Source organism: Fulverythrobacter ferritrahens, from assembly GCF_020539485.1.
GTDB classification, from domain to species: Bacteria; Pseudomonadota; Alphaproteobacteria; order Sphingomonadales; family Sphingomonadaceae; genus Andeanibacterium; species Andeanibacterium ferritrahens.
This window is the reverse complement of sequence record NZ_JACDXU010000003.1, coordinates 143,571-167,157: the sequence shown is the minus strand read 5'-3', so window position 1 is coordinate 167,157 and position 23,587 is coordinate 143,571. Positions and strand designations below refer to the sequence as shown.

Genomic DNA, 23,587 nt, shown 5'->3' with positions numbered 1-23,587 from the left:
TCAGTAAAGCGCCAGATGCACCGCACCCATCGCCGCCATGCCGACAAGGAAATGGCCGGAATCGATCAGGAACAGCTTCAGCGGCTTGCGCTGGAACAGGTAATTGATGGCAATCGCCGGGATCATCAGCGCGCCGGCAAAGCCCAGTGCGAACATCATGATCACATGCGGCGGCGGGCTGGTGCGCGCGATCTGGTGGCCCAGCATCCAGGAAATCACCAGTTCCGCCACAAAGCACAGGCCGAATATCATCGGCATGCTCGCGCCCTTCAACTGCTCCGCGCTCAACCCCGCAGCGCGTTGCCAGGCCTTGCCGAACAGCAGGCTGTACCAGGCCGCGCCAACCGCGAAGAAGGCGAGCGCACCCAGAAAAACCGCCGTATAGTTGATCGGACCCATGGTATAGCCTCCAGTCCCGCGTGCATGATTGCGCGTGACTCCGCCAGCCAGGATAGATAGGGGCGCGCGCCATGGCCACAACTATCAAGGAAGCCCCCAAGGTCGGCATGGTCAGCCTCGGCTGCCCCAAGGCACTGGTGGATTCCGAACGCATCCTTACGCGCCTGCGGGCAGACGGTTACACGATGAGCCCGGATTATTCCGGCGCCGACGTGGTGCTGGTGAACACCTGCGGCTTCCTCGATTCCGCCAAGGAAGAAAGCCTTGCCGCCATTGGCGAGGCGATTGCCGAGAATGGCCGCGTGATCGTGACCGGCTGCATGGGCAACGAGGCGGAGCTGATCCGCGCCCGCTTCCCCGATGTGCTGGCCGTGACCGGCGCCCATCAATATGAACAGGTGGTGGAAGCCGTCCACGATGCCGCCCCGCCCAGCCAGGGCCCCTTCGTCGACCTGATCCCGGCCCGTGCCGATCTGGCCGATGTGAAGCTGACCCCGCGCCATTACAGCTACCTCAAGATTTCCGAGGGCTGCAATCATTCCTGCGCCTTCTGCATCATCCCGCAATTGCGCGGCAAGCTCGTCAGCCGCCGGGTGGATGCCGTGCTGCGCGAGGCGGAAAAGCTGGTGGCCGCCGGCACGAAGGAATTGCTGGTCATCAGCCAGGACACCTCCGCCTATGGCGTGGATGTGCGGCACGAGGAACGCGAGTGGAAGGGCCACCCCGTCCGCACCCATATGACCGACCTCGCCCGCGAACTGGGCCAGCTGCGCACGCCGGAAGGCGATACGCCCTGGGTGCGGCTGCACTATGTCTATCCCTATCCCCATGTCGATGCGGTGATCCCGCTGATGGCGGAAGGGCTGCTGACGCCCTATCTCGACATTCCGTTCCAGCATGCCAGCCCGAATGTGCTGAAGGCCATGAAGCGCCCGGCGAACGAAGCCAAGGTGCTCGAACGGCTGAAAAGCTGGCGGGAGATCTGCCCGGACATCGCGATCCGTTCCAGCTTCGTAGTTGGCTTCCCCGGCGAAACGGAAGCTGACTTCCAATATCTGCTCGACTGGCTGGACGAAGCCCAGCTTGACCGTGTGGGCGCCTTCCGGTTCGAACCGGTCGAAGGCGCGGCGGCCAACGACCTGCCCGGCGCCGTGCCGGAAGAGGTCAAGAAAGAACGCTACGCCCGGATCATGGAAAAGACCGAGGCGATCAGCGCCGCCAAGCTACAGGCGAAGATCGGCCGCACCTTGTCCGTCATCATCGACGAAGTGGGCGAGCCCGACGAAGATGGCGACATCGGCGCCACCGGCCGCAGCCAGGCCGATGCACCGGAGATCGACGGCAGCGTCTATCTGCGCAATGTCCCGGCCAGCCTGAAACCGGGCGATTTCGTGCAGGTGGAAGTGGAAGACGCGGACGCGCACGATCTGTTCGGCGCGATTGTCTGATTTTTAGGGACGTTAGGCGCGAACCCTTGTGAGCATTAGTGCCCGCTGAAAGGCAACGGCAGCGGTTAGCCTCTGCTATTGCCCCTCCGGTGGCGCGCTTCCTCGCAGGGCCCCGCGAACAACGATCTCCAATGCTTGCTGGATTTCCTGATTTTGAAGCCCGCGCTGACGGTCGATCTGAAGTATCGCCAAGCCATGCACCACAGCCCAACAGGCGAGCGCAGCCCCGGGTACAGGTGAGCGAGACGCACGCTCTATCCGTTGCATCATAACGATATACGCGCCCTCCCGGGCTGGAAGCTGGGCTTGAACAGAGTTCTCCCCACCGAACATCAGACGGAAAAGCTGGGGGCGTGTTGTAGCGAAATTCACGTAAGCCATGCCCTGCGCGACAAGCGCGGCTTCGTTCTCGGCAGAAGTATCCGCCTTTTCAAGTTCGGCACGGAGCATTTCGAACCCTGCCTGAATCACAGCTTCCAATAGCGCCGCTTTATTGGGAAAGTGGCGATAGAGAGCCATCGCGGAGACGCCGAGCCGCTTTGCGAGCTCACGCAAACTAGGCTCACCCTCGCCCGCGCTTACCATATTGATCGTCTCCTCGACGAGTTGTCCCTTCAAGCCGGTTGGTTGCGTCATCTCTGCTTGCACCCTAAGCGAATCGTCGTATGTTTACACTGTAAACATAGAGGTGTTTTCAGGCAAACAGGCACGGAGATAAGTTGATGCTGGTTCATCATCTCAATAATTCGCGATCCCAGCGGATCCTCTGGATGCTGGAAGAACTGGGCCTGCCCTATGAAGTGCGCCGGTATGAACGCGATCCAAAAACCCTATTTGCCCCCAGCCAGCTGAAGCAGTTACACCCTCTCGGCAAATCGCCGATGATTGAGGACGAAGGCCAAGTCATCGTCGAGAGCGGTAGCATTGTGGAATATCTCGTCGAGAAGACAGGCGGCCGCCTTGGGCCAGAAGGTGAACGGGACGCCGCTCTGCGCTATCGGATGTTCCTACATTATGCAGAAGGCTCGGTAATGCCGCCACTGCTTCTCAAGTTGGTGCTCAGCCGCATTCCCATCATGGGCAGATTTGCGATCAGGCGCATACAGCCAATGATCGATGTACATCTCGATTTTATCGAATCAGAACTCGCGCAACGCCCGTGGTTTGCGGGTGACGCAATGACCGCTGCCGATATCATGATGAGTTTCCCGATTGAGGCCGCATATCATCGTGGCGGCCTCGATCAAACGAGACCTTCCACTTTGAAATGGCTGAACAAAATCCAGGCAAGGCCAGCTTATCGACGGGCAATTGAGGTAGGAGGGCCCTATGCTTATGGATAGGCAGGATCTCCCACCCATGCGCCAGTCCGTAACCCGCCTCCAGTTCCGTACCCCCGGCCGGGGCCTCACCGAGATCACGCGGGACGTTGCCGCCTGGGTTGCGGAGAACGGCATCCGGACGGGCCTTGTCACCCTGCATTGCCTGCACACCTCTGCCTCGCTCCTCATCACGGAGAACGCCTCCAGTGCGGTGTGGCGGGATCTGGAGGCGTGGCTGGACCGGGTGGCGCCGGAAGGCGGCTATTATGCGCATGACGATGAAGGGCCGGACGATATGCCTGCCCATCTCAAATCCGTGCTGACGGGCGTGAACCTGTCGATCCCGGTGATCGGCGGCAGGATGGCCCTGGGTACATGGCAGGGCATCTTTCTGGCTGAACATCGCCGCGCGCCGCATCGGCGCGAAGTGGCCCTGCATTTGCTCGGGGAATAGAGGGCTGAACCAAGCGTCACCCCGAACATGGTGGGCGTTTGCCCCATTAAGACAAGTATTCCTCCGTCGTCCCGGACTTGATCCGGGACCGCTAGCCAGTATGAGCCAACCACGCCTTGAGCCACCATCGCCAGCAATCCCGACCTTCGCCGGGACGACGAGTGAGTGATTGCCTCAGTGGAACAGGCCCAAAACAACTTCAGCATGGCGATGGATTTGCAATCGATTGCAGATCGAGTATCCGCATGTCGCGCATGGTCAATTTTTTGCGCGGTTCGGGCGCTGGCCAAGCCGTTTCAAACCTGTTAGCCATGTTGCAATGCAGCAAGAGACAATGCTTCCGCCGTTCGGGAAAGGAGCCCCTGCGCAATGAGTTTTACGGCAGACCGGCTGCTTCTGTTCGGCGCCACAGGAGATCTGTCGCAGCGGATGCTCCTGCCCTCGCTCTGCGCACTGGATGCCGATGGGCTGGTCGATCCCGATCTGCGGATCGTCTGCACTGCCCGTTCGGCGCATGACACCCCCGAATTCCGCAATTTCGCCCGTGCGGCGCTGGAGAAATTTCTCCCGGCGGAGCGGCGCGGCGGGGTGGCAACTTTCCTCAACCGCCTGCATTATCAGACGCTCGATGCCACCGATCAGGCTGGTTACGAAAAGCTGGCGCAGATGGTCGGCACTCCCGAAAACGGGCTGGCCATTTTCCTGTCCACCGCGCCCAGCCTGTTCGAGCCGACCATCGCAGGGTTGCAAGGCGCCGGTCTGACCAGCGGCAATGTCCGCATCGGGCTGGAAAAGCCGCTGGGCATCGATCTGGCCAGCAGCCGCGAAATCAACGACGCCGTGGCCGCCGCCTTCCCCGAGGACCGGATTTTCCGCATCGATCATTATCTGGGCAAGGAAACGGTCCAGAACCTGCTGGCCATGCGGTTCGGCAATATCCTGTTCGAGCCTTTGTGGAACGCGGCCCATATCGATCACGTGCAGATCACCGTGGCCGAAACCGTGGGGCTGGAAAGCCGCGTGGATTTCTATGACGAGGCCGGTGCCCTGCGCGACATGGTGCAGAACCACATGCTCCAGTTACTCGCGCTGGTTGCGATGGAGCCCCCGGTGAGCTTCGACGCCACCGCCGTACGCGATGAGAAGGTGAAGGTCCTGCGCTCGCTGCGTCCCATATCCTCCGGCGAGACGGTGACGGGCCAATATCGCGCGGGCGCGATCACCGGCAAGGCCGTGCCGGGCTATGACGAGGAACTGGGCCGCGACAGCGACACGGAAACCTTCGTGGCGATCAAGGCCCATGTCGATAACTGGCGCTGGAAGGGCGTGCCTTTCTATCTGCGCACCGGCAAGCGCATGATGCGGCGCACGACAGAGATTCTGGTGCAGTTCCGCCCGGTGCCGCATTCCATCTTCGGCAAGAGCACGCGCAGCATGCCTAACAGCCTGCTGATCGGCATTCAGCCGGAAGAGAACATCACCCTTTCCCTGATGGCCAAGGTGCCGGGGCTGGACCGCGACGGCATCCGCTTGCGCAAGGTGCCGCTCAACATCGCCATGCCCGATGCCTTCACCGGCACCCAGCGGCGCATCGCCTATGAACGCCTGCTGCTCGATCTGGTGGAAGGCGACCAGACCCTGTTCGTCCGCCGTGACGAGGTGGAGGCGCAATGGCAATGGATCGACCAGATCCGCGCCAATTGGGCCGAAGAGGGGTTGACGCCCAAGCCCTATACTGCCGGAAGCTGGGGCCCGAGCGCGGCAATCGCGCTGGCCGAGCGTGACGGAGTGACATGGCATGAGTGATCTGCACCCAACCATCGCCCGGGTCACCGAGCGTATCATCGCCAAGTCGAAATCCGCCCGCGCCGCCTATCTGGAACTGATGGAGCGCGAGGCCGGGCGGCGGCCGGACCGCAACCAGATGGCGTGTTCCAACCTCGCCCATGCCTATGCCGGGGCGCTGGAAGACCAGCAGGCGCTGAAGGCGCATCGCGGGCCGAACCTGGCCATCGTCACTGCCTATAATGACATGCTGTCTGCCCATCAGCCCTATGGCGCCTATCCGGCACAGATGAAGCTCTGGGCCCGCGAAGTGGGCGCCACGGCGCAGGTGGCAGGCGGCACTCCGGCCATGTGCGACGGGGTTACGCAGGGGCAGGAGGGGATGGAGCTGTCACTGTTCTCCCGCGACGTGATCGCGCTCTCCACTGCCGTCGCGCTCAGCCACGAAATGTATGACGGCGTGGCGCTGCTGGGCATTTGCGACAAGATCGTACCCGGCCTGCTGATCGGCGCGCTGCGCTTCGGCCACCTTCCCGCCGTGTTCGTGCCCAGCGGCCCCATGCCCAGCGGCATCGCCAACAAGGAAAAGCAGAAGGTCCGCCAGCTCTATGCCGAGGGTAAGGCAAGCCGCGCGGAATTGCTGGAGAGCGAGAGCAAGTCCTACCACTCGCCCGGAACCTGCACCTTCTATGGCACGGCCAATTCCAACCAGATGATGATGGAGATGATGGGCCTGCACATGCCGGGCGCGGCCTTCGTGCCCCCCGGCACCCCGCTGCGCCAGGCGCTGACCCGCGCGGCGACCCAGCGGCTGGCGTGCATGGCGCAGGATGGCGGCGACTATCGCCCCCTTTCCCGCTGTGTGGACGAGAAGGCCATCGTCAATGCCGCCATCGGGCTGCTGGCCACAGGCGGCTCGACCAATCACGCCATCCACCTGCCCGCCATCGCGCGGGCGGCCGGGGTTCTGTTCGATTGGGAAGACCTGTCCGAACTGTCCGGTGTCGTGCCACTGATCGCGCGCGTCTATCCCAATGGCTCGGGCGACGTGAACCAGTTCCACGCAGCAGGCGGCATGGGCCACGTCATCGGCGAGCTGCTCTCCGCCGGCCTTGCCCATGGGGATATCCTGACCGTCGGCGGAGATGGGCTGGCGGCCTATGCGGACGAGCCTTTCCTCAACGGTGGCGCACTTGCATGGCGCCCCACTGGGCCATCGGGTGACGATGCCATGCTGCGCCCCGCCGCCACGCCGTTTCAGGCGGACGGGGGTATGCGGCTGGTGCAGGGCAATCTCGGCCGGGCGTGCTTCAAGACCAGCGCCGTTGAAGCCGAGCGCTGGACCATCGAGGCGCCCTGCCGCGTGTTCGAGCGGCAGGAAGATGTGATCGCCGCCTTCAAGGCCGGCGAGCTTGACCGCGATGTTGTGGTGGTAATGCGCTTTCAGGGCCCGCGTGCCAATGGCATGCCCGAACTGCACAAGCTGACCCCGCCGCTGGGCGTGTTGCAGGATCGCGGATACCGTGTGGCGCTCGTCACCGATGGGCGCATGTCGGGCGCGTCGGGCAAGGTTCCCGCCGCGATCCATGTCACACCCGAGGCACTCGCCGACCGCAACGGAACCCCCGGCCCACTCGCCTTGCTGCGCGAAGGCGACGTGGTGAAGCTGTGCGCTACCACCGGCACGCTATCCACCAGCGCCGATCTTTCTACCCGCACGCCCGCCCCGCCGCCGCCTGCACAGATGGGCGTGGGGCGCGAATTGTTCGCCATGTTCCGCCTCAATGCCGATGGCGCCGAACAGGGCGGATCGGCCATGCTCGCCATGGCGGGGCTGTGATGACCGATCTCGTCGCGCTCGACATAGGAGGCACTCATGCCCGCTTCGCCCTCGCCTCCATCGGCGCGGATGGGGCGATCACGCTGGGCGAGCCGGAAACGCTCAAGACCAGCGACTTCGCCAGCCTGCAAACCGCATGGGAAGAGTTCGAGCGCCGCTGCGGCTGCGCCCTGCCGCGCGCGGCATCCATTGCCATTGCCGGGCCGGTAACCGGGGAAAAGGTGCAGATGACCAACAACAGCTGGGTCATCCATACGGGCGCCATCGACGATCAGCTCGGGCTGGACGAGGCAATCGTGCTCAACGATTTCGCCGCCGTCGCCCATGCCGTGGCCCGCGCGCATGAGGACGAGTTCCTGCACCTGAGCGGCCCTGACGTGCCCTTGCCCTGCACCGGCACGATCAGCGTGCTGGGCCCCGGCACCGGCCTTGGCGTGGCCTATCTGCGTCGCGACGGGCCGAATCGCTATCACGTGCAGGCCACCGAAGGCAGCCATATCGACTTCGCGCCGATCGATCCCATCGACGATGCGATCCTGCTGCGGCTGAGAAAGCGCCACCGGCGCGTTTCGGTGGAGCGCGTCGTCTCCGGCCCCGGCATCGTGGACATCCATCAGGCGCTTGCCACGCTGGAAGGGCGCCAGCTTCCCGAAGGGGATGACAAGACGATCTGGGAACTGGGCCTCTCGGGCAAAGACAGTCTGGCTGCCGCCGCGGTGGAGCGTTTCTGCATGTCACTGGGCACGGCCGCAGGCGATTATGCGCTGGCCCACGGATCGGGCGCGGTGGTAATCGCGGGCGGGCTGGGCCTGCGCATCCGTGACACGCTGGCCGCATCGGGCTTTGCCGAACGCTTTCGCTTCAAGGGCCGCTACGAACAGATGATGGCCGGCATTCCGGTCAAGCTCATCACCCATCCGCAGCCGGGCCTGTTCGGGGCCGTGGCCGCATTCCAGAGCCAGATGAAGGGCCAGGACAAATGACTATCGGCATGAGCCGCGCCATCGAACAGATCATGCTGACCGCGCCGGTGATCCCGGTACTGGTAGTGGACGATGCCGCCATTGCCGCCCCACTGGCGGAGGCCCTTGTGGCAGGCGGCCTCAAGGTACTGGAAGTCACCCTGCGCACCCCTGCCGCACTGGATGTGATCCGCGCAATGAAGCAGGTGCCGGGCGCCATTGTGGGTGCAGGCACGGTCACCAACCCGGCCCAGTTGGACGAGGCGCTGGCCGCAGGCAGCGAGTTCATCGTTTCCCCCGGCCTCACCGAGACGCTGGGCAAGGCCGCCATCGCCCGCGGCGTTCCCTTCCTGCCCGGCATCGCAACGGCGGGCGACATCATGCGCGGGCTGGATCTTGGCCTCTCGCATTTCAAGTTCTTCCCAGCCTCCACCTCGGGCGGCATCCCCGCGCTGAAGGCACTGGCGGGGCCATTCGGACAGGCCCGTTTCTGCCCCACCGGAGGCATCACGCAGGAAACCGCGCCGGACTGGCTGGCACCCGATCCCGTCCTGTGCGTGGGCGGCAGCTGGATCGTTCCCAAGGGCCCGCCGGATTACGCGGCCATCACCGAAGCAGCCCGAAAGGCAGCTCAGCTCGCATAGGAGAAGCGCGGTATGAAGACAGTCTCCGATCTCCTCGCCCGGCTCGAACAGCTACGCGATCGGACAAGCGAGACACCGCTCTTCAACCCCGCGTTCCAGCTCAGTCTGGAATTGTCGCGCGCGCTGGAAGGCGGCGAATTGTCGCTGGCCGATATGGAAGCGATGATTGCCGAGCTGGAATGCGACGCGCTGCAAAGCCGCGCGCGGCGCCTGCAACGGCTGGTGGCCCCGGTAACGCCCGACGCCAATCTGACGGGGTTCAATGCCATGCTCGGCAAGGAACCGGGCGATTATTGGGAATTCCGGAAAAGATGGGAACATCCCCAGCTCCATTGCGTGTTCACTGCCCATCCCACTTTCCTGCTCTCTCCGATCCAGACCGAGGCAGTCGCGCGAGCCGCATCGCATGACGAGCCGGTGAGCGCGGATATCTGCGTCCTGCCGGGGCAGCGCGCCCACATCACCCTGGCTTTCGAGCATGAGCAGGCGCTGGCCGCCATCGCCAACGGCGCTGCCGCGCGCGACAGGCTGGTGAGCGAATTGCTGGCCGAAGCGGCCCGCCGCTGGCCCGGCAAATGGCACGATTTCGAACCGCTGCCGTTCCGCTTCGCCAGCTGGGTAGGCTATGACATGGATGGCCGGACGGACATCAGATGGTATGATTCCATCCATTTCCGGCTGGTCGAAAAGGCGGGACGGCTGGAACGCTATGCCGTTTCGCTGGAAGCGATAGACCCGGCCCACCCATTGCTCGCCACGCTGGAAGCAGCCGCTACCTATACCAATGAACGCGCCGAGGATTTCGCAGCCGATCTGGGCGATCCGGAAGTGCTTTCTGCCGCCGCCAACCGGCTGACGCAGGATCATCCGGCAAAGATACTCACCCTCGCCCCGCTGATCTCCGCGCTGGAGGAAGAAGCGAAAGGCGCCCGCCTGCAGCGTGCCATTGCATTGAAGACTCTGGCCGCTGCCATGCGTGCCGACGGGCTGGGCGCGGGCTGGATTCACTTCCGCGTCAATACCAGCCAGCTGCATAATGCGATCCGCCGCGTGATCGATGGGGACGGCACGCTGGACCTGGCCAGCCGGGGCGCAATCATGCGGCTGCGCGAATTGCTGGCGGGTGTGAAACCGCATCGCGCCAATTTCGCCGCGCTGGCGATCGAGAGCAGCACGGCCATCCGGCAGTTCCTGGCCATGGCGCAGATCCTGCACCATATCGACGCCGACGCCCCAATCCGCATGCTGATCGCGGAATGCGAGCAGCCTTCCACCATTCTCGCCGCTCTCTATTTCGCAAAGCTGTTCGGCATTGCGCATAAGGTGGATGTCTCGCCCCTGTTCGAGACGGAGAGCGCGCTGGAACATGGCGGGCGGCTACTGGACGCCTTGCTGGCGGAGGAAGCCTATCAGGATTATGCGCGCCAGCGCGGCCGCGTGGCTGTGCAGACCGGCTTTTCCGACGCGGGGCGCTTTGTCGGGCAAGTGCCCGCCAGCCTCGCCATTGAACGCCTGCAAGGCCGCTTGGCACAGGCGATGGTGGCCAATGGTCTGACCGATGTGGCGGCGCTGATCTTCGACACCCATGGCGAGAGCATGGGGCGCGGCGCCCATCCTTCCAGCCTGGCGGACCGGCTCGCCTGGCCACTGTCCCCCTGGGCGCGGCGACGCTTCATGCGGGCGGGCATTTCGCTGGAGCCCGAAGTGAGCTTTCAGGGCGGCGACGGTTATCTGTTCTTCTCCACGCCCGAACTGGCGCTGGCCACCCTCGCCCGTATCGCGGAACTGCGCCCGGCCGAAACCGATGCCGATGCGCCGACCGATCCTTTCTATCGCCGCACGGACCTTTCGCTCGATTTCTACCGGGCCATTCGCGATCACCAGCGCGCCCATCTGGAAAGCCGCACCTATTCCCGGGCGATCACGGCCTTCGGGCTGGGCATGCTGAACCCCACCGGCAGCCGCGTTTCGCGCCGTCAGTCGGACCTTTCGGCGGACCGCGAAATGAGTCTGCGCCAGATCCGCGCCATTCCGCACAACGCCATCCTGCAGCAGCTGGGCTATCCGGTGAACGTCATCTGCGGCGTGGGCACGGCAGCGGACGGGATTTACGAGGATCTGGCCGCCTTGCTGCGCGAAAGCGACCGGGGCCGCCAGCTGATCCGCCTGGTCCGCGCGGCCAATGCGCTGGCCAGCGTGAAGACCGTGGCCGCCTATGGCGAGCTGTTCAATTCCGCCTATTGGGCCAGCCGGCCCTATCGCGGAACGGAGGCGCATCTTTCCAATGCCTGCGAGGCGCTGGCCGAATATCTCATCAAGGATGACCGGGCCGGCGTGTTCCGCCGTCTCGCCTCGCGCCTCAGGATCGACGCGCTCAAGCTGCATCGCCTGCTGGAGCTCGTCCCCGATGACAGCCCGATGGAGGATCGCGAACCGGTGCGGCGCGCGATTGGCGTGTTGCAGGCAATCCGGCTGACGCTGTTCCAGCATATGTTCATCCGCGCCGTATCCGTTCCCGCCTTCAGCCGGGCGAATGACATCAGCCGGGAGGATGTGCTGGAAATGGTGTTCACGCTGCGCGTCGATGAAGCGCTGGCGCAGCTGCGGCGGGCCTTTCCCATTCGCTTCCCCAAGATCGGGGATTTCACGCTGGATGAGCCGACCGATTATCCCGAAGGGGCGGATGACGGCTATGAGTTCATCCATCGCGATTATGTCGATCCCATTGACCGGGCGTATCTTTTGTCGCTGCGCATAACCACCGCCATCGCCAACCACTTCGGCGCCCACGGCTAACCTTTTCATGATGCCCCGAAATTCCGCTTGCCGGGCGCTGCAATCGTTCTAAGCGGCGGAAAGACGGCTCAAGGACGGGTTACGATGGGTGCGATTTACGAATTCGGCGTGGCGCGTAATGTCCGCGTCGTGAAGGCGCGGATCAAGGGTACGGCCCATTCCGCGCTGGACCGGCTGTGGGGCGCATTCGGGGCGACATTCCATCGCCGGCCAGCACAATCGGTTTATGGTGTGCCGATGGTGCCCAATTTCGCGGACAAGACCTTCCGCTATTGCCTTTATGGCACCTACGGCAAGTACTTCTCCGACTATCTCGACCGCATCGATTACGATTTCACCTTCATCGATATCGGGGCGAACCAGGGCCTCTATTCGCTGGTGGCGGCGCGCAATCCGCATTGCCGCAAGATCATCGCTTTCGAGCCGGTGAAGCGCACATTCGATTTCCTTTCCGCCAATGTTGAGCTGAACGGCGCAAGCGAGCGTTCGGTGCTGCTCAACGCCGCCCTGTCGGATCATGCGGGCACGGCGCAGATCGCAGTGAAGGCCAATCACAGCGGCGTCGCCTCGCTGGCGGGCCATTCCGGCATGGAAGGCCAGCCGACGGAAACCATCACCCTGATGGACGCGGCGGGGCTGGACGAACATATTCCCGAAGATCTGCCGATCATCGTCAAGATCGACGTGGAGGGGCATGAAGGCGTGGTGATCGCCGAACTGGCAAAATCCGCGCATTTCGCAAAGGTTAGGGCCGTGTTCCACGAGATGGATGAACGCTGGGCCGAAGCGCCGAAGATCCGCAAGATGCTGGTGGAAGGCGGCTTTTCCAAGTTCCGCAAGTTTGGCATCCGGCGCCATTACGACATTCTTGCAGAACGCTGAGCGAGTTAACCTGCACGCCCCGCACGTCCCTTTGCGAGACGCCGGGTGCGCCGCTCTGGCATTTGCGCCCGGTTTGAGGGCATAGGAAGGGCATGGACCCGGCCCTCAAATGGATCGGCGGCGCAACTGCCGCCATCGTGCTCGTATTTGCTGGCATAACACTGGGATCGCGCGCCTTTGCCGATGAAGAACCTGCCCCCCAGCTGACGGCGGAAGATGTGCTGGGAATGGGCAAGCCGGCGAACGATGCCCCCACTGCTGCAATCACGGCGGAAGGCCTCGATCCTGTCACGCCTCCGCCGGGCGAGGAAGCGCCCCGCCCCTCCATTGCGGAGAACGAGCCCTTCGTGATCAAGCGCGTGCTCGATATTCGCGAGCCGATCAAATATGGCCAGTGGTTCTGGGACGATGAAGGCGTGCCCGATGGCCCGCTGGTGATGACGGTGGACCTGGAGGCGCGAGTACTGTCCGTCTTTCGTGGCGGCTATGAAATCGGCGCCACCGCCGTGTTGCTGGGCACGGACGATCACCCAACTCCGCTCGGCCGCTTTCCGATCCTGACCAAGGAACGGCACAATGTGTCGGAGAAATACGACAACGCCCCCATGCCCTGGACCCTGCGGCTGACATGGGATGGGGTGGCGATCCATGGCGGCTCCCAGGTGGAGAACGGCTATGCCAGCCATGGCTGCATCGGCACGCCCGACGAATTCGTTTCGCGCCTTTTCGCCATCGCAAAGAAGGGTGATGTAGTGATCATCACGCGCGGCAAGAAGACCGGCGTGGGCCAGTCGCTCGTCGGTTGAGTTTTAGTCCAGCCCGGCAATGCGGCGCGGCGGCTCCTTGCGCAGGGTCCAGCTATCGCCATTTACCCGCGCGACCACGCCGCCCAGCGTGGCATCCTTGCCGTTGAGCAGCCGCCTCATGAGTTGAGCCACGGAACTGCCGCGCGGCTCCACCCCCAGCATGGCGATGGCGCGGGCCAGCACACGGATGCGGATCGCGCCGGGGGCCTTGGGGCGATAGCGGATTTCTCCCTCGGTCACCGTCACGGCCTCGTCCCATTCACGCTGGGCGGCCCATTGCATCACCCCTTCGGCCTCTGCGAGGTGAGAGGCGCTGGCAGCCACGCCCGCTACATCCAGCCAGTCGGCCGAACGCAGGGCTTCCCTGATCCGTGCGCGATCATATTTGGGATCGTCATTGGAAGGGTCCAGCGCGGGCTCCAGCCCCCAGCGTTCGACGATCCCGGCCAGCTCCGCCCGCCGCCAGCCCAGCAAGGGGCGCAGCAAGGGCAATTCAGTTCCCGGCACGACACCGCGCGCGCGCACACCTGCAAGGCCCGCCACACCGCTGCCCCGGTTGAGGCGCATCAGCAGCGTCTCAGCCTGATCGTCAGCATGGTGGGCCGTGGCGAGCGCGGCCAGCCCACGTTCGGCCATCCATCTGGCCAAGGCGGCGTAACGTGCGGCGCGGGCCCTGTCCTGCACATTGCCGCGCGGCACCTTCACCGTCAGGATCCTATGCGGGATGGAATAGGCAGCGCATAGTTCGGCAACCATCGCCGCTTCCCGCGCGCTTTCCGGACGCAGCCCGTGGTCTACCGTGGCTACCTCGATCTGGTCAGGCAAGGCACCGCGGGCAAGCAGAAGCAGGGCAAGACTGTCGGACCCGCCGGACACGGCCAGCCCCAGTCTATCGCCCTCCGGCCAGATTGCCGCAAGATCGCCCGCGAAACGCGCGATCATGGTATGGGGCAGCGCCTCAATGGCTCATTTCCCCTTGGTGCACTTAACCTTGGCGACATTCGCCTGATATTGCGGCTGCAACCGCCCGGTGGCCAGGGCGGGATAGACCTCGCTGAATTCAGCGAGCGCCAGGCAGGCGCGGTTGGTATCCTTGATGGCGATCATCGATTCAGCCAGATAAAGCAGGCTGTCAGCCGCGCGTTCCCCGGCCTTGTCCTGCTGATAGTTCTGAAGGAACCACTGCGCCGCCTCGCGCGGCTTGCCATCATCGAGATAGGCCCGACCAAGGAGATTGCGCGCATAGGACATCCGCCAGTGCTTGGGATATTTATCCACGAACAGGCTCAGCTGCTGCTGCGCCTCGGGATAGAATTTCGCATCCCACAGGCGGAAGCCATAGGAATATTCGTCATCCGCCGCATCGTCGGTAGTCGGCTTCGCGATGGCCTGCACCGCAGCCAGCCGCGCGGCCGTGGGGCCGCTGGCTGTCGGGGTGGGCGTAGCGGCAGGACGCGTCGCGGCAGCCGTTGGCGCAGCGGTGGAAGCCGTACCCCGGGTTCCCGGCGTGGTGGCCAGCGCGGCGCCGCCCGAAGGAGCGGGAACCGTTCCCGTGCCCGAACCGGGCAGAACCGGGCCCGCCGCCTGGCTGGCAGCGGTTTCCGCCGCGCGAGCATTTTCGATTTCCTGCACCCGCAGTGCCAATTGGGCGACGGAGTTCGTATTTTCCTCTGTCTGCGAAGTCAGCCGGGTCAGCTGGGATTCGATCGAATCGAGCCGCCCCAGAATATCCGTGATCGGCGTGCTGGCAGAACCGGTGACATTGCCAGCGCCCGCGCCGGGCGTAGAACCCTGCTGCGGCGTAATCACCTCGGGCGTGAAGAAGCGCCCGTCCCCGCCGGGGAAGACCTGCCGCTGCAACGCCTTGACCTCAGCCTCGATCTTGCGCAGCCGCGCCTCTGCATCCTGGGCATGTGCCGCCTGCGGCAACGCCGCAAGGCCGGAGCCTGCCAGCGCGAGTGCCAGGACCATCGTGCGCTTGCGCGCCCAGCCGGTCACCATCTCATCCAATCTCCTGTCGCATCGCCTCAGCCACAGTGCGGCCCAAAGGCCAAACCGGGGCTGAACGATCCCCAAAACCATGCGCAGCGGATTGTGCCAAGCCGCCAGTCACTTGTCGAGTTAACCACGAAGTTAAGCTGTGGGCGACGCACCTGCCGAGGGAGTAGAAGCAGAAGAAGCCCCCGGACTTGCCGCAGGAGCAGCCGCGCCGGTTGCAGGCGCAGGCGCCCCGGTTGAAGGCATAGCGGCGCGGGCCAGCAGTGCCTCGGCCGAAACGGGCACATCCTTCACGATTTTCTGGCTTTCAGCCAGACGGGCCACCGGCTTGCCCCCAACGGTGATCGCCAGCGCATCGGGCCGACCGGTCCACAATTGCGGGCCTTCGACGTCACCGGGCAAAATATAGGTTTCGCCCTTGGCCATTGCCTTCTGGAGCAGCTGGCGCCCGGCAGCATCGTAGAATTTCACCCAGACCCCGTCTTCCAGCGAGGTGAACACGACCGGCCCGCCAGTAGCCATAGCCGTCGGCGTCACCAGGGCCGCCATCGGCGCGGAAGCAGGCGTGGCGGCGGGTTGGTCCTCTGTCAGCCAGGGAAGATCTCCACTGGGTGAAACGAAACTGGTCCACACGAAAAACAGCAAACCGCCAAACAGGACGATTGCCGCAGCCGCCGAAACCCATGCCAGCATGCGCGAAGGCACGCGCGCGGGATCGCCGGGCTCGAAAGTAGAAAGCCGGCTTTCATGCGGCACCATTGCGGAAAGCTCCGCCCGCACTTCGCGTGCGATCGCATCCCCATCCAGCCCCAGAAGCCGGGCATAGGTGCGCGAAAAGCCCACCGCATAGGTGCGGCCCGGCAGGGCAGCAAAATCATTCGCCTCGATCAGGGTAAGATGGCGCACGGTTATGCGCGATTCCGCTGAAAGCTGCTCAAGACTCAGACCTTTGGCCTCGCGCGCGGCCCGCAGCTTTTCGCCAACAGTAAGGGGTAGCAACTCGCGCTGCTCGCTCAACTCTTCTTCGATCATCCTCGCTCCGGTGGGTGTTTGGAAAGGGAGCATCTAGTGCGGGGAAGTTCGCGACGACCCTTGGCCCACACAAACGGGGGCGGCAGGTTTAAGTCAAGCACTGCTTTCCGCCCATGCGCGCCAGCGCGACGGGCTGACGGCCTGATGCGGCGGATTTACTCGATGCTAACCATCGAGGGCACCCTAGTCCAGTTCGATGCCCCGCTCCGTAGCCCAATCTTCCAGCGCCTTGCGCAGGCTTGGGGGCGGAGAAGCGAGCCAACCATTCATGGCCTCGCCGATTTCCTCCAGATCCACCTTGCGTACCAGTTCCTTGATCGGGCCCACGCCCGCCGGGGTGATCGACAGGCGACGGATGCCCAGCCCCAACAGCGCCAGCGCCTCCAGCCGTCGCCCGCCCATTTCGCCGCAGACGGTCACATCCACCGGATGTCCTGCCGTTGCCACCACGACCCGGCGGATGAAGCGCAGGATCGCAGGGCTGACCCAGTCATAGCGTTCGGCCAGCTTGGGATTGGCCCGGTCCGCCGCGAACAGGAACTGCGTCAGATCATTCGTGCCAATCGACAGGAAAGAAATACGCGGCAGGAGAATATCGAGCTGCTCGGCAAGAGCAGGCACTTCCAGCATCACGCCATAGCGGATCTGATTGGGCAGCTTGCGCTTCTGCTTCTTGAGGAAAGCCAGCTGACCTTCAAACACGGCGCGTGCCGCCTCGAACTCCCAGGGTTCGGACACCATGGGGAACATGACGTTCAGCGTATGGCCCGCCGCCGCTTCCAGCAAGGCGCGGGCCTGCGATTTCAGCAGCCCTTCCCGCTCCAGCGCCAGCCGCAGCGCGCGCCAGCCCATGGCCGGATTCTCGTCATTTTCGGAATTTTCGCTGCGCAGGTAAGGCAGGGACTTGTCGCCCCCGATATCCACCGTGCGGAACACCACCGGCCGGTCCCCCGCCGCCTCCAGCACGTCGCGATACAACCGCGTCTGCCGTTCACGCTGGGGCATGGCGGCGGAAACCAGGAACTGGAACTCCGTGCGGAACAGCCCGATGCCGTCAGCCCCGGTGAGGTTGAGGTTGGGCATATCGTCCCGCAGGCCGGCATTCATCATCACCGTGATGCGCGTGCCGCAACGGCTGAAAGGCTCCACCTCGCGCAGTTTGGCATAAGCCGCCTGCCGCTCGCGGTTCTTGGCCGAGCGCATTTCGAAGGCTTCGATCAGGCTGGGTGAAGGCCGCACCGTCACCATGCCGCGATCCGCATCGAGCAGCAGCTGATTGCCTTCGCGGATCAGAGTGCGGGCATTGCGCACCCGGCCCAGCACCGGCACGCCCATGGCACGGGCCACGATCACGACATGCGCGGTGAGCGAACCTTCTTCCAGGATCACACCCTTCAGGCGGCGCTTGTCATATTCCAGCAGTTCTGCCGGGCCGAGATTGCGGGCGATCAGGATCGCATCCTCGCGCAGGCCCATGGAGGCGGCCGTGCCAACCTGGCCGGAAACGATGCGCAGCAGCCGGTTCGCCAGATCTTCCAGATCGTGCATCCGGTCCGCCAGCAAGGGATCGTCGATCTCGCGCATGCGCATGCGGGTGCGCTGCTGCACGCGCTCGATCGCGGCCTCGGCAGTCAGCCCGCTGTCGATCGCCTCGTTGATCCGGCGGCTCCAGCCTTCGTCATAGGCGAACATCTTGTAGGTTTCGAGCACGGCTTCATGCTCGCCATCCACGCCGAATTCGGCCTGATTCGCCATCTGCTCGATCTGTTCGCGCATCTTGTCGAAGGCGAGGTAGACGCGCTGACGCTCCGCCTCGATGTCCTCCGCCACAATATGCTCGATATTGATGCGCGGCTGGTGAAACACCGCCACGCCCGATGCCAGCCCCTTCACCAGGGTCAGCCCTTCCAGCGTGTCAGGCTCGGAAAAAGCGGCGCCGCTGCCCAGCGCATCTTCTGCATCGACCAGGCCGGCATTGTCGATCATCTCGGCCAGTACCATGGCCACGGTCTGCAGCGCCTCGATCTCCACTTCCTCATAGCGGCGCGGATCGACATGCTGGACGGTTAACACCCCCACTGCCCGCTCGCGCCGCACAATCGGCACGCCGGCGAAGGAGTGGAACTTTTCCTCGCCCGTTTCGGGGCGATACTGGAATTCGGGATGGGCAGTTGCCTGGGCGAGGTTCAGTGTCTCGACATTGGCGGCGATAGTGCCCGTCAGGCCTTCCCCCACGCCCATGCGGGTAACGTGGACGGCGCTCTGGTTCAGGCCGCGCGTAGCGAAAAGCTCCAGCACGCCTTCGCGCAGCAGATAGATCGAGCAGACTTCGCTATCCAGCGTTTCGCCGATGATTTCGACGACCTGGTTGAGCTTGCCCTGCGGGTGCAGGCGCGAAGCCATGACCTCGTGCAGTTGCGTAAGGATCGAACGGGCGGCAGCGACAGCACTCATGTGCGACGCCTAACGCAGATTGCCCTTCAAAGGAAATATTTCGCTTCGATTACGTGCAATCCGGTCCGCCCGTCCCAGTGGCAGCCCCGCGAGGCTAGATATGCGCGATTTCTTCCTTGATGCGCAGCTTCTGCTTCTTGAGGCTTTGCAGGATCACCTCATCGGGGGAAGGCCGGTTCATCTCGTCCCGGATACGGCGCTCCAGCCCTTCGTGCTTATTCTGCAGGGCAGCAAGGTGAGATGTTTCCATAGGGGGCGTCCTCCTTCTTTAATTGCCGGTACCCCAAAAGGGCCCCGGGTAAAGGCGACTCGCCTGCGTGGCCGAGCCGCGCGATTGTCATCAAACCATAATACAACTAAGTCGGCAAACGGCTGTCGCATCCGTTCGACGCAAGAGCCGTTGGAAGGGATGGGCCGTGAGCATACAGGCGACGGGCCGTGGCCGTAGGAGCGTTGGGTAAGTGACCGAAGAGGAGATGCGCAAAAGGCTGGCCGCGCTTCGCATCGAACACAGGGATCTGGACGCCGCGATCGATGCGCTGAGCGCGTTGGGCTCGCCCGATCAGCTCCAGATCGCCCGCCTCAAGAAACGCAAATTGATGCTGAAGGACCAGATCGCGATATTCGAGGATTATCTCACTCCCGACATCATCGCGTAATCTCGTTCGTCCAGGCAGCACCCGGACACGAATTTCCTTCCTCCGGACGCTCCACCCTCGAAACCCGCGCAAAACCGTTCCACGCCGGCACAGTCCCAAATTGGCTCGGGATAAGTGCGTGGAGTCTCTGGCCGTGCCTTCCGCTCGATAATAGTGAATCTTCCGTCTATGACTGGCCCGACCGACATCAACCCGCACATCGTCGAAGCCCTCTATAACGAGGCGCTGACCCTTGCCGATGACGTGCGCGGCAGCTTCGATCTGTCAGGGCGACTGGAAGATGCGAGCCAGGACGAGGATATCGCCCGTGTTGCCCTGTCCTGCGAGGCTTTGCGCACCACCACCCGGATGATGCACATCATTGCCTGGCTGCTGAACCAGCGCGCCTTCTTCGCGGGCGAAATCACTCAGCTGCAATTGCGCCGCCACGGGCGCCTGCCCAGCCGCGCATCGCGGTCCGACCCGGCGCAGACGGCGCTGCTCAGTCCCGAACTGCGGAGCATCGTCACCACGACCGAGCGGCTCTATGCCCGGATCGAACGGCTCGACGCCGCATGGCAGGACAATTTCCGCATGCAACCCCGCGCGGTGGACCGCCTGCGAGAACGGATCGGCCAGCGCCTGAAGGCGATTTAAGCCCCCTATCCCCCCTTTGCGTGAACTCATGAACGCCTAAACCGAACTGGCCCGCACTGCCGCCAGTGCCCGGCGCCAGCGCTCCAGCCTTTCGGCCCGCACATCCTGCAGCATCACGGGATCGAAGCGTACAGAACCGCCGCGCATGGCTGCGGCGGCATCGTCCAGCGATCCGAACAACCCCGCGCCCACGCCCGCCAGCATCGCCGCGCCCAGTGCGGTGGTTTCCACCATTTCCGGCCGTTCCACCGCAATGCCCAGCAAATCGGCAACGTCCTGCGCCATCCAGTCATTGACGCTCATCCCACCGTCAATCCGCAGCGACTGCCAGGGCGCGCCATCGGCGGCAAAGGCCCTGGCCAGGTCATGCGTCTGGTGCGCCATCGCCTCCAGCGCGGCGCGGGCGATTTCCGCCTTGCCGCTGGCGAAGCTGAGGCCGGTGATGATGCCCCTCGCCTCCGGCTCCCACCAGGGCGCGCCAAGGCCGGTATGGGCAGGCACGATCACCACCCCGCCGCTATGGTCCACTTCGCGTGCCAGGGCCTCGGTTTCATCTGCGCTGGAAATCAGCCCCAGCCGGTCACGCAGCCATTTGACGAGGCTCCCCGCCACGAAGACGGAACCCTCCACGGCATAGGTCCGCTCATCCCCCAGTTGATACAGCACCGTGCCAAGCAGGCGATGGTCCGAACGCGGCAAAGTTCGGCCGGTATTGGAAAGGACGAAGGCCCCCGTGCCATAAGTTGCCTTGGTATCGCCCGGCGCAAGGCAGCCCTGCCCGATCGTGGCGGATTGCTGATCACCCGCCATACCCGCGATAGGGATCGGGGCGCCGAACCATTCGGGCAGCGTCCAGCCAACTTCGCCTGCATTGCCTACCACTTCGCCCAGCGCGGTGATGGGCACGCCGAACAGGTCGCACAGCCCCGCATCCCAGCCAGCGCCTGCCAGCGGCAGCAGCAAGGTGCGGCTGGCATTGGTGGCATCGGTGACATGGGCGCCGCCGGTCAGCCTGAATACCAGCCAGCTTTCCACCGTCCCCAGCGCCAGCCGCCCGGCCCGCGCCGCTTCGGCCACGGCCGGTTCATGCTCCAGCAGCCAGCGCATCTTGGTGGCGGAAAAATACGGATCGAGCAGCAGCCCGGTCGCCTCCTGCACGAAAGGCTCGTGCCCCACCGCGCGCAGGGCGGCGCAAGCCTCAGCCGTGCGCCGATCCTGCCAGACGACCGCGCGAGCCAGCGGCTCACCCGAAACGCGATCCCACGCGACCACCGTTTCACGCTGGTTGGTGATGCCGATGGCCGCGATCCGGTCAGCCCCGCCCGCCCGCTCCACCATCTCTCGCCCGCAGATCAGCGTGTGCTCCCATATCTCGGCGGGATCGTGCTCCACCCTGCCCGGCGCGGGATAATGCTGCGTCAACTCGCGCTGCGCCGTGCCATGGATGGCACCATCGGGCGCGAACAGCATGGCGCGAGTGGAAGTCGTCCCCTCGTCCAGCACCAGGATGAAGCGTTCGGTCATGGCAATCCTCTCTCGCCTGCCCCATATGCGGCCCATGCCCCTGCCCCCGCAACCCTGGCCAACCGGCGATGCCGAACAGATCGAACCTCTCGTGCGCCGTGTGCTTGCGCCCAATGGCTCGCCCTATACCTATACCGGCACGCAGACCTATCTGGTGGGCGCGCAAGGCACTCTGGCAGTGATCGATCCGGGGCCGGACAATGCGGACCATCTCGCCGCGCTGGAACGCGCGATTGGCGGTGCAAAGGTCTCGGCCATTCTATGCACGCACACTCACCGCGATCATTCGCCCGGCGCCGCGCCGCTCGCCGCGCGGACCGGGGCAGAGATAGTCGGTTGCGCGCCGCTGGTGATCGAAAGCGGGGAGCCGCGCGTGGATGCCCCGTTCGACCGTGCCTATGCCCCGCACCGAGTGTTGACGGATGGAGAGCAGGTTTCCGGCCCCGATTGGACACTCACCGCCGTCGCCACGCCCGGCCATACCTCCAATCATTTGTGCTACGCGCTGGAGGAAGGCGGCGCACTGTTCACCGGCGATCATGTGATGGGCTGGTCCACCAGCGTAGTGGTGCCGCCCGATGGCGACATGGCCGATTACATGGCCAGCCTGGAAAAGCTCTACGCACGGCAGGATCGCATCTATTACCCAGCCCATGGCCCGGCGGTGGAGAGGCCGCGCCAGCTGGTGCGCGGCATGATCGGCCATCGCCGCCAGCGCGAACGGCAGATCGTGAAGCTGCTGGGCGAGGCCCCGCAGCGCGTCACCGATCTGGTCCCGCGCATGTACAAGGGCGTGGATGAAAGGCTGTGGACCGCCGCCGGGCAATCGGTGCTGGCCCATCTGCTGGAACTGGAACGCCAGGGCCGCGTGGCCCGCAATGACGATATCTGGGCAATCAGCGCGTGAAATCCTCTCTCACCTCGCTATATCGGCCGCAGGAGATAGCATGACCGTCGAAACCAAACTGCCCGCCGGAACCGACCTGATCGAAGAGATCAACCGCCTGCGCAAGGAACGCAAGGCCGTGATCCTGGCCCATTATTATCAGCGGCCCGAGATTCAGGATCTCGCCGATTTCGTGGGCGACAGCCTGGAGCTGAGCCGCAAGGCCGCCGCCACCGATGCGGAAGTGATCGCCTTTTGCGGCGTGAAGTTCATGGCCGATACGGCCAAGATCCTTTCCCCTGAAAAGATCGTGGTGCTGCCCGACATGGATGCCGGTTGCAGCCTTGAGGATTCCTGCCCGCCGGAAAAGTTCAAGGCCTTCCGCGAGGCGCATCCCGATCACATCGCGCTGACCTACATCAACTGTTCGACCGAGGTGAAGGCGCTCAGCGACATTATCGTCACCTCGTCCAGCGCCGAGACGATCCTTGCGCAGATTCCGCCCGAACAGAAGATCATCTTCGGGCCTGACCGGCACCTTGGCGGTTATCTCAGCCGCAAGTTCAACCGCGAAATGCTGCTGTGGCCGGGCGTGTGCATCGTGCACGAGGCGTTCAGCGAGACAGAGCTGATGAAGCTCAAGGCCCAGCATCCCGGCGCGCCCGTTGCCGCGCATCCGGAATGCCCGCCTTCCATCATCGATCATGCCGATTATGTCGGCTCCACCAGCGGCATCCTCAAATTCGCGCAGGAATTTTCCGGCGATACGCTTATCGTGGCGACCGAGCCGCACATCATCCACCAGATGCAGAAGGCGCTGCCCGAGAAGACTTTCATTGGGGCCCCCGGCGCGGACGGCAACTGCAACTGCAACATCTGCCCCTACATGGCGCTCAACACGCTGGAGAAGCTCTACGTCGCCCTGCGCGATTTGGAGCCCCGCATCGAAATCGAGGAAGGCCTGCGCCTGAAGGCCAAGGCCAGCCTCGACCGGATGCTGGAGATGGCCAGCGGCACGGTGGGCAAGGGCGATCTCGGGGCGCGGGACTGACCCCAGACC

22 protein-coding genes are annotated in these 23,587 nt (G+C 64.1%); 14 read left to right on the top strand and 8 right to left on the bottom strand.

All coding sequences use genetic code 11. The features are described 5' to 3' along the window. The gene (locus H0274_RS12870; RefSeq protein ID WP_226795893.1) at positions 1-399 is read right to left on the bottom strand and encodes a DUF1761 domain-containing protein; all 399 of its coding nucleotides are present in this window, start codon (positions 397-399) and stop codon (positions 1-3) included. Positions 400-470: 71 nt separating this feature from the next. On the opposite strand from H0274_RS12870, the gene rimO reads away from it, so the two are divergent. Beyond that, positions 471-1,847, top strand: coding sequence for a 30S ribosomal protein S12 methylthiotransferase RimO (gene rimO, locus H0274_RS12865; protein WP_226795891.1), 1,377 nt, complete (start codon positions 471-473; stop codon positions 1,845-1,847). Positions 1,848-1,922: 75 nt separating this feature from the next. On the opposite strand, the gene H0274_RS12860 is transcribed toward rimO, so the two are convergent. Then, on the bottom strand, positions 1,923-2,483 hold the full coding sequence (locus H0274_RS12860; protein ID WP_226795889.1) for a TetR/AcrR family transcriptional regulator: 561 nt from the start codon (positions 2,481-2,483) through the stop codon (positions 1,923-1,925). Between the two features lie 86 nt (positions 2,484-2,569). On the opposite strand from H0274_RS12860, the gene H0274_RS12855 reads away from it, so the two are divergent. From H0274_RS12855 to H0274_RS12815, 9 genes are all read left to right on the top strand, one after another. After that, a complete protein-coding gene (locus tag H0274_RS12855) occupies positions 2,570-3,190 on the top strand; it encodes a glutathione S-transferase family protein (RefSeq protein WP_226795887.1) in 621 nt (206 codons plus the stop codon). A gap of 16 nt (positions 3,191-3,206) precedes the next feature. Then, complete coding sequence (locus H0274_RS12850) at positions 3,207-3,623, top strand: secondary thiamine-phosphate synthase enzyme YjbQ (RefSeq protein WP_226795885.1); 417 nt, start codon at positions 3,207-3,209, stop codon at positions 3,621-3,623. A gap of 369 nt (positions 3,624-3,992) precedes the next feature. Beyond that, positions 3,993-5,429, top strand: coding sequence for a glucose-6-phosphate dehydrogenase (gene zwf, locus H0274_RS12845; protein WP_226795883.1), 1,437 nt, complete (start codon positions 3,993-3,995; stop codon positions 5,427-5,429). Next, the gene (edd, locus tag H0274_RS12840; protein ID WP_226795881.1) at positions 5,422-7,248 is read left to right on the top strand and encodes a phosphogluconate dehydratase; all 1,827 of its coding nucleotides are present in this window, start codon (positions 5,422-5,424) and stop codon (positions 7,246-7,248) included. Before zwf ends, edd begins: the two co-directional genes overlap by 8 nt. Beyond that, positions 7,248-8,231 (top strand): glucokinase, encoded by a 984-nt coding sequence (gene glk, locus H0274_RS12835; protein WP_226795879.1) that lies wholly within the window; start codon positions 7,248-7,250, stop codon positions 8,229-8,231. Before edd ends, glk begins: the two co-directional genes overlap by 1 nt. Beyond that, complete coding sequence (gene eda / locus H0274_RS12830) at positions 8,228-8,854, top strand: bifunctional 4-hydroxy-2-oxoglutarate aldolase/2-dehydro-3-deoxy-phosphogluconate aldolase (RefSeq protein WP_413463481.1); 627 nt, start codon at positions 8,228-8,230, stop codon at positions 8,852-8,854. The genes glk and eda overlap by 4 nt, the downstream gene beginning before the upstream one ends. A gap of 12 nt (positions 8,855-8,866) precedes the next feature. Further along, positions 8,867-11,650: a phosphoenolpyruvate carboxylase gene (locus H0274_RS12825; protein ID WP_226795877.1), complete on the top strand. Its 2,784-nt coding sequence runs from the start codon at positions 8,867-8,869 to the stop codon at positions 11,648-11,650. Positions 11,651-11,734: 84 nt separating this feature from the next. Then, a complete protein-coding gene (locus H0274_RS12820) occupies positions 11,735-12,532 on the top strand; it encodes an FkbM family methyltransferase (protein WP_226795875.1) in 798 nt (265 codons plus the stop codon). Positions 12,533-12,624: 92 nt separating this feature from the next. Next, positions 12,625-13,338, top strand: a complete 714-nt coding sequence (locus H0274_RS12815) for a L,D-transpeptidase family protein (RefSeq protein ID WP_226795873.1) — start codon at positions 12,625-12,627, stop codon at positions 13,336-13,338. Between the two features lie 3 nt (positions 13,339-13,341). Here the strand turns inward: H0274_RS12815 and tilS are convergent, their stop codons facing one another. The 5 genes from tilS to H0274_RS12790 form a co-directional block, all read right to left on the bottom strand. Beyond that, positions 13,342-14,280, bottom strand: a complete 939-nt coding sequence (tilS, locus tag H0274_RS12810) for a tRNA lysidine(34) synthetase TilS (RefSeq protein ID WP_226795872.1) — start codon at positions 14,278-14,280, stop codon at positions 13,342-13,344. Positions 14,281-14,304: 24 nt separating this feature from the next. Next, entirely contained in the window at positions 14,305-15,339 is a 1,035-nt protein-coding gene (locus H0274_RS12805) for a tetratricopeptide repeat protein (protein ID WP_226796157.1), read from the bottom strand. Between the two features lie 132 nt (positions 15,340-15,471). After that, positions 15,472-16,368, bottom strand: coding sequence for a helix-turn-helix domain-containing protein (locus tag H0274_RS12800; RefSeq protein WP_226795870.1), 897 nt, complete (start codon positions 16,366-16,368; stop codon positions 15,472-15,474). A gap of 183 nt (positions 16,369-16,551) precedes the next feature. After that, positions 16,552-18,822 (bottom strand): phosphoenolpyruvate--protein phosphotransferase, encoded by a 2,271-nt coding sequence (gene ptsP / locus H0274_RS12795; RefSeq protein ID WP_226795868.1) that lies wholly within the window; start codon positions 18,820-18,822, stop codon positions 16,552-16,554. A gap of 94 nt (positions 18,823-18,916) precedes the next feature. Further along, a complete protein-coding gene (locus H0274_RS12790; RefSeq protein ID WP_226795865.1) occupies positions 18,917-19,072 on the bottom strand; it encodes a YdcH family protein in 156 nt (51 codons plus the stop codon). Between the two features lie 211 nt (positions 19,073-19,283). Here H0274_RS12790 and H0274_RS12785 point away from each other — a divergent pair, with 211 nt between their 5' ends. Both H0274_RS12785 and H0274_RS12780 read left to right on the top strand, forming a co-directional pair. Further along, complete coding sequence (locus H0274_RS12785; protein ID WP_226795863.1) at positions 19,284-19,481, top strand: YdcH family protein; 198 nt, start codon at positions 19,284-19,286, stop codon at positions 19,479-19,481. Between the two features lie 168 nt (positions 19,482-19,649). Next, complete coding sequence (locus H0274_RS12780) at positions 19,650-20,117, top strand: DUF1465 family protein (protein ID WP_226795862.1); 468 nt, start codon at positions 19,650-19,652, stop codon at positions 20,115-20,117. 36 nt (positions 20,118-20,153) lie between these two features. Here H0274_RS12780 and glpK read toward each other — a convergent pair whose 3' ends face one another. After that, a complete protein-coding gene (glpK, locus tag H0274_RS12775) occupies positions 20,154-21,641 on the bottom strand; it encodes a glycerol kinase GlpK (RefSeq protein ID WP_226795861.1) in 1,488 nt (495 codons plus the stop codon). Between the two features lie 25 nt (positions 21,642-21,666). Between glpK and H0274_RS12770 the strand changes: the two genes are divergently transcribed. Together H0274_RS12770 and nadA are read left to right on the top strand one after the other, a co-directional pair. Further along, positions 21,667-22,548, top strand: a complete 882-nt coding sequence (locus H0274_RS12770) for an MBL fold metallo-hydrolase (RefSeq protein ID WP_226796156.1) — start codon at positions 21,667-21,669, stop codon at positions 22,546-22,548. Positions 22,549-22,588: 40 nt separating this feature from the next. Then, entirely contained in the window at positions 22,589-23,578 is a 990-nt protein-coding gene (nadA, locus tag H0274_RS12765) for a quinolinate synthase NadA (RefSeq protein ID WP_226795860.1), read from the top strand. The last annotated feature ends 9 nt before the right edge of the window (positions 23,579-23,587 follow it).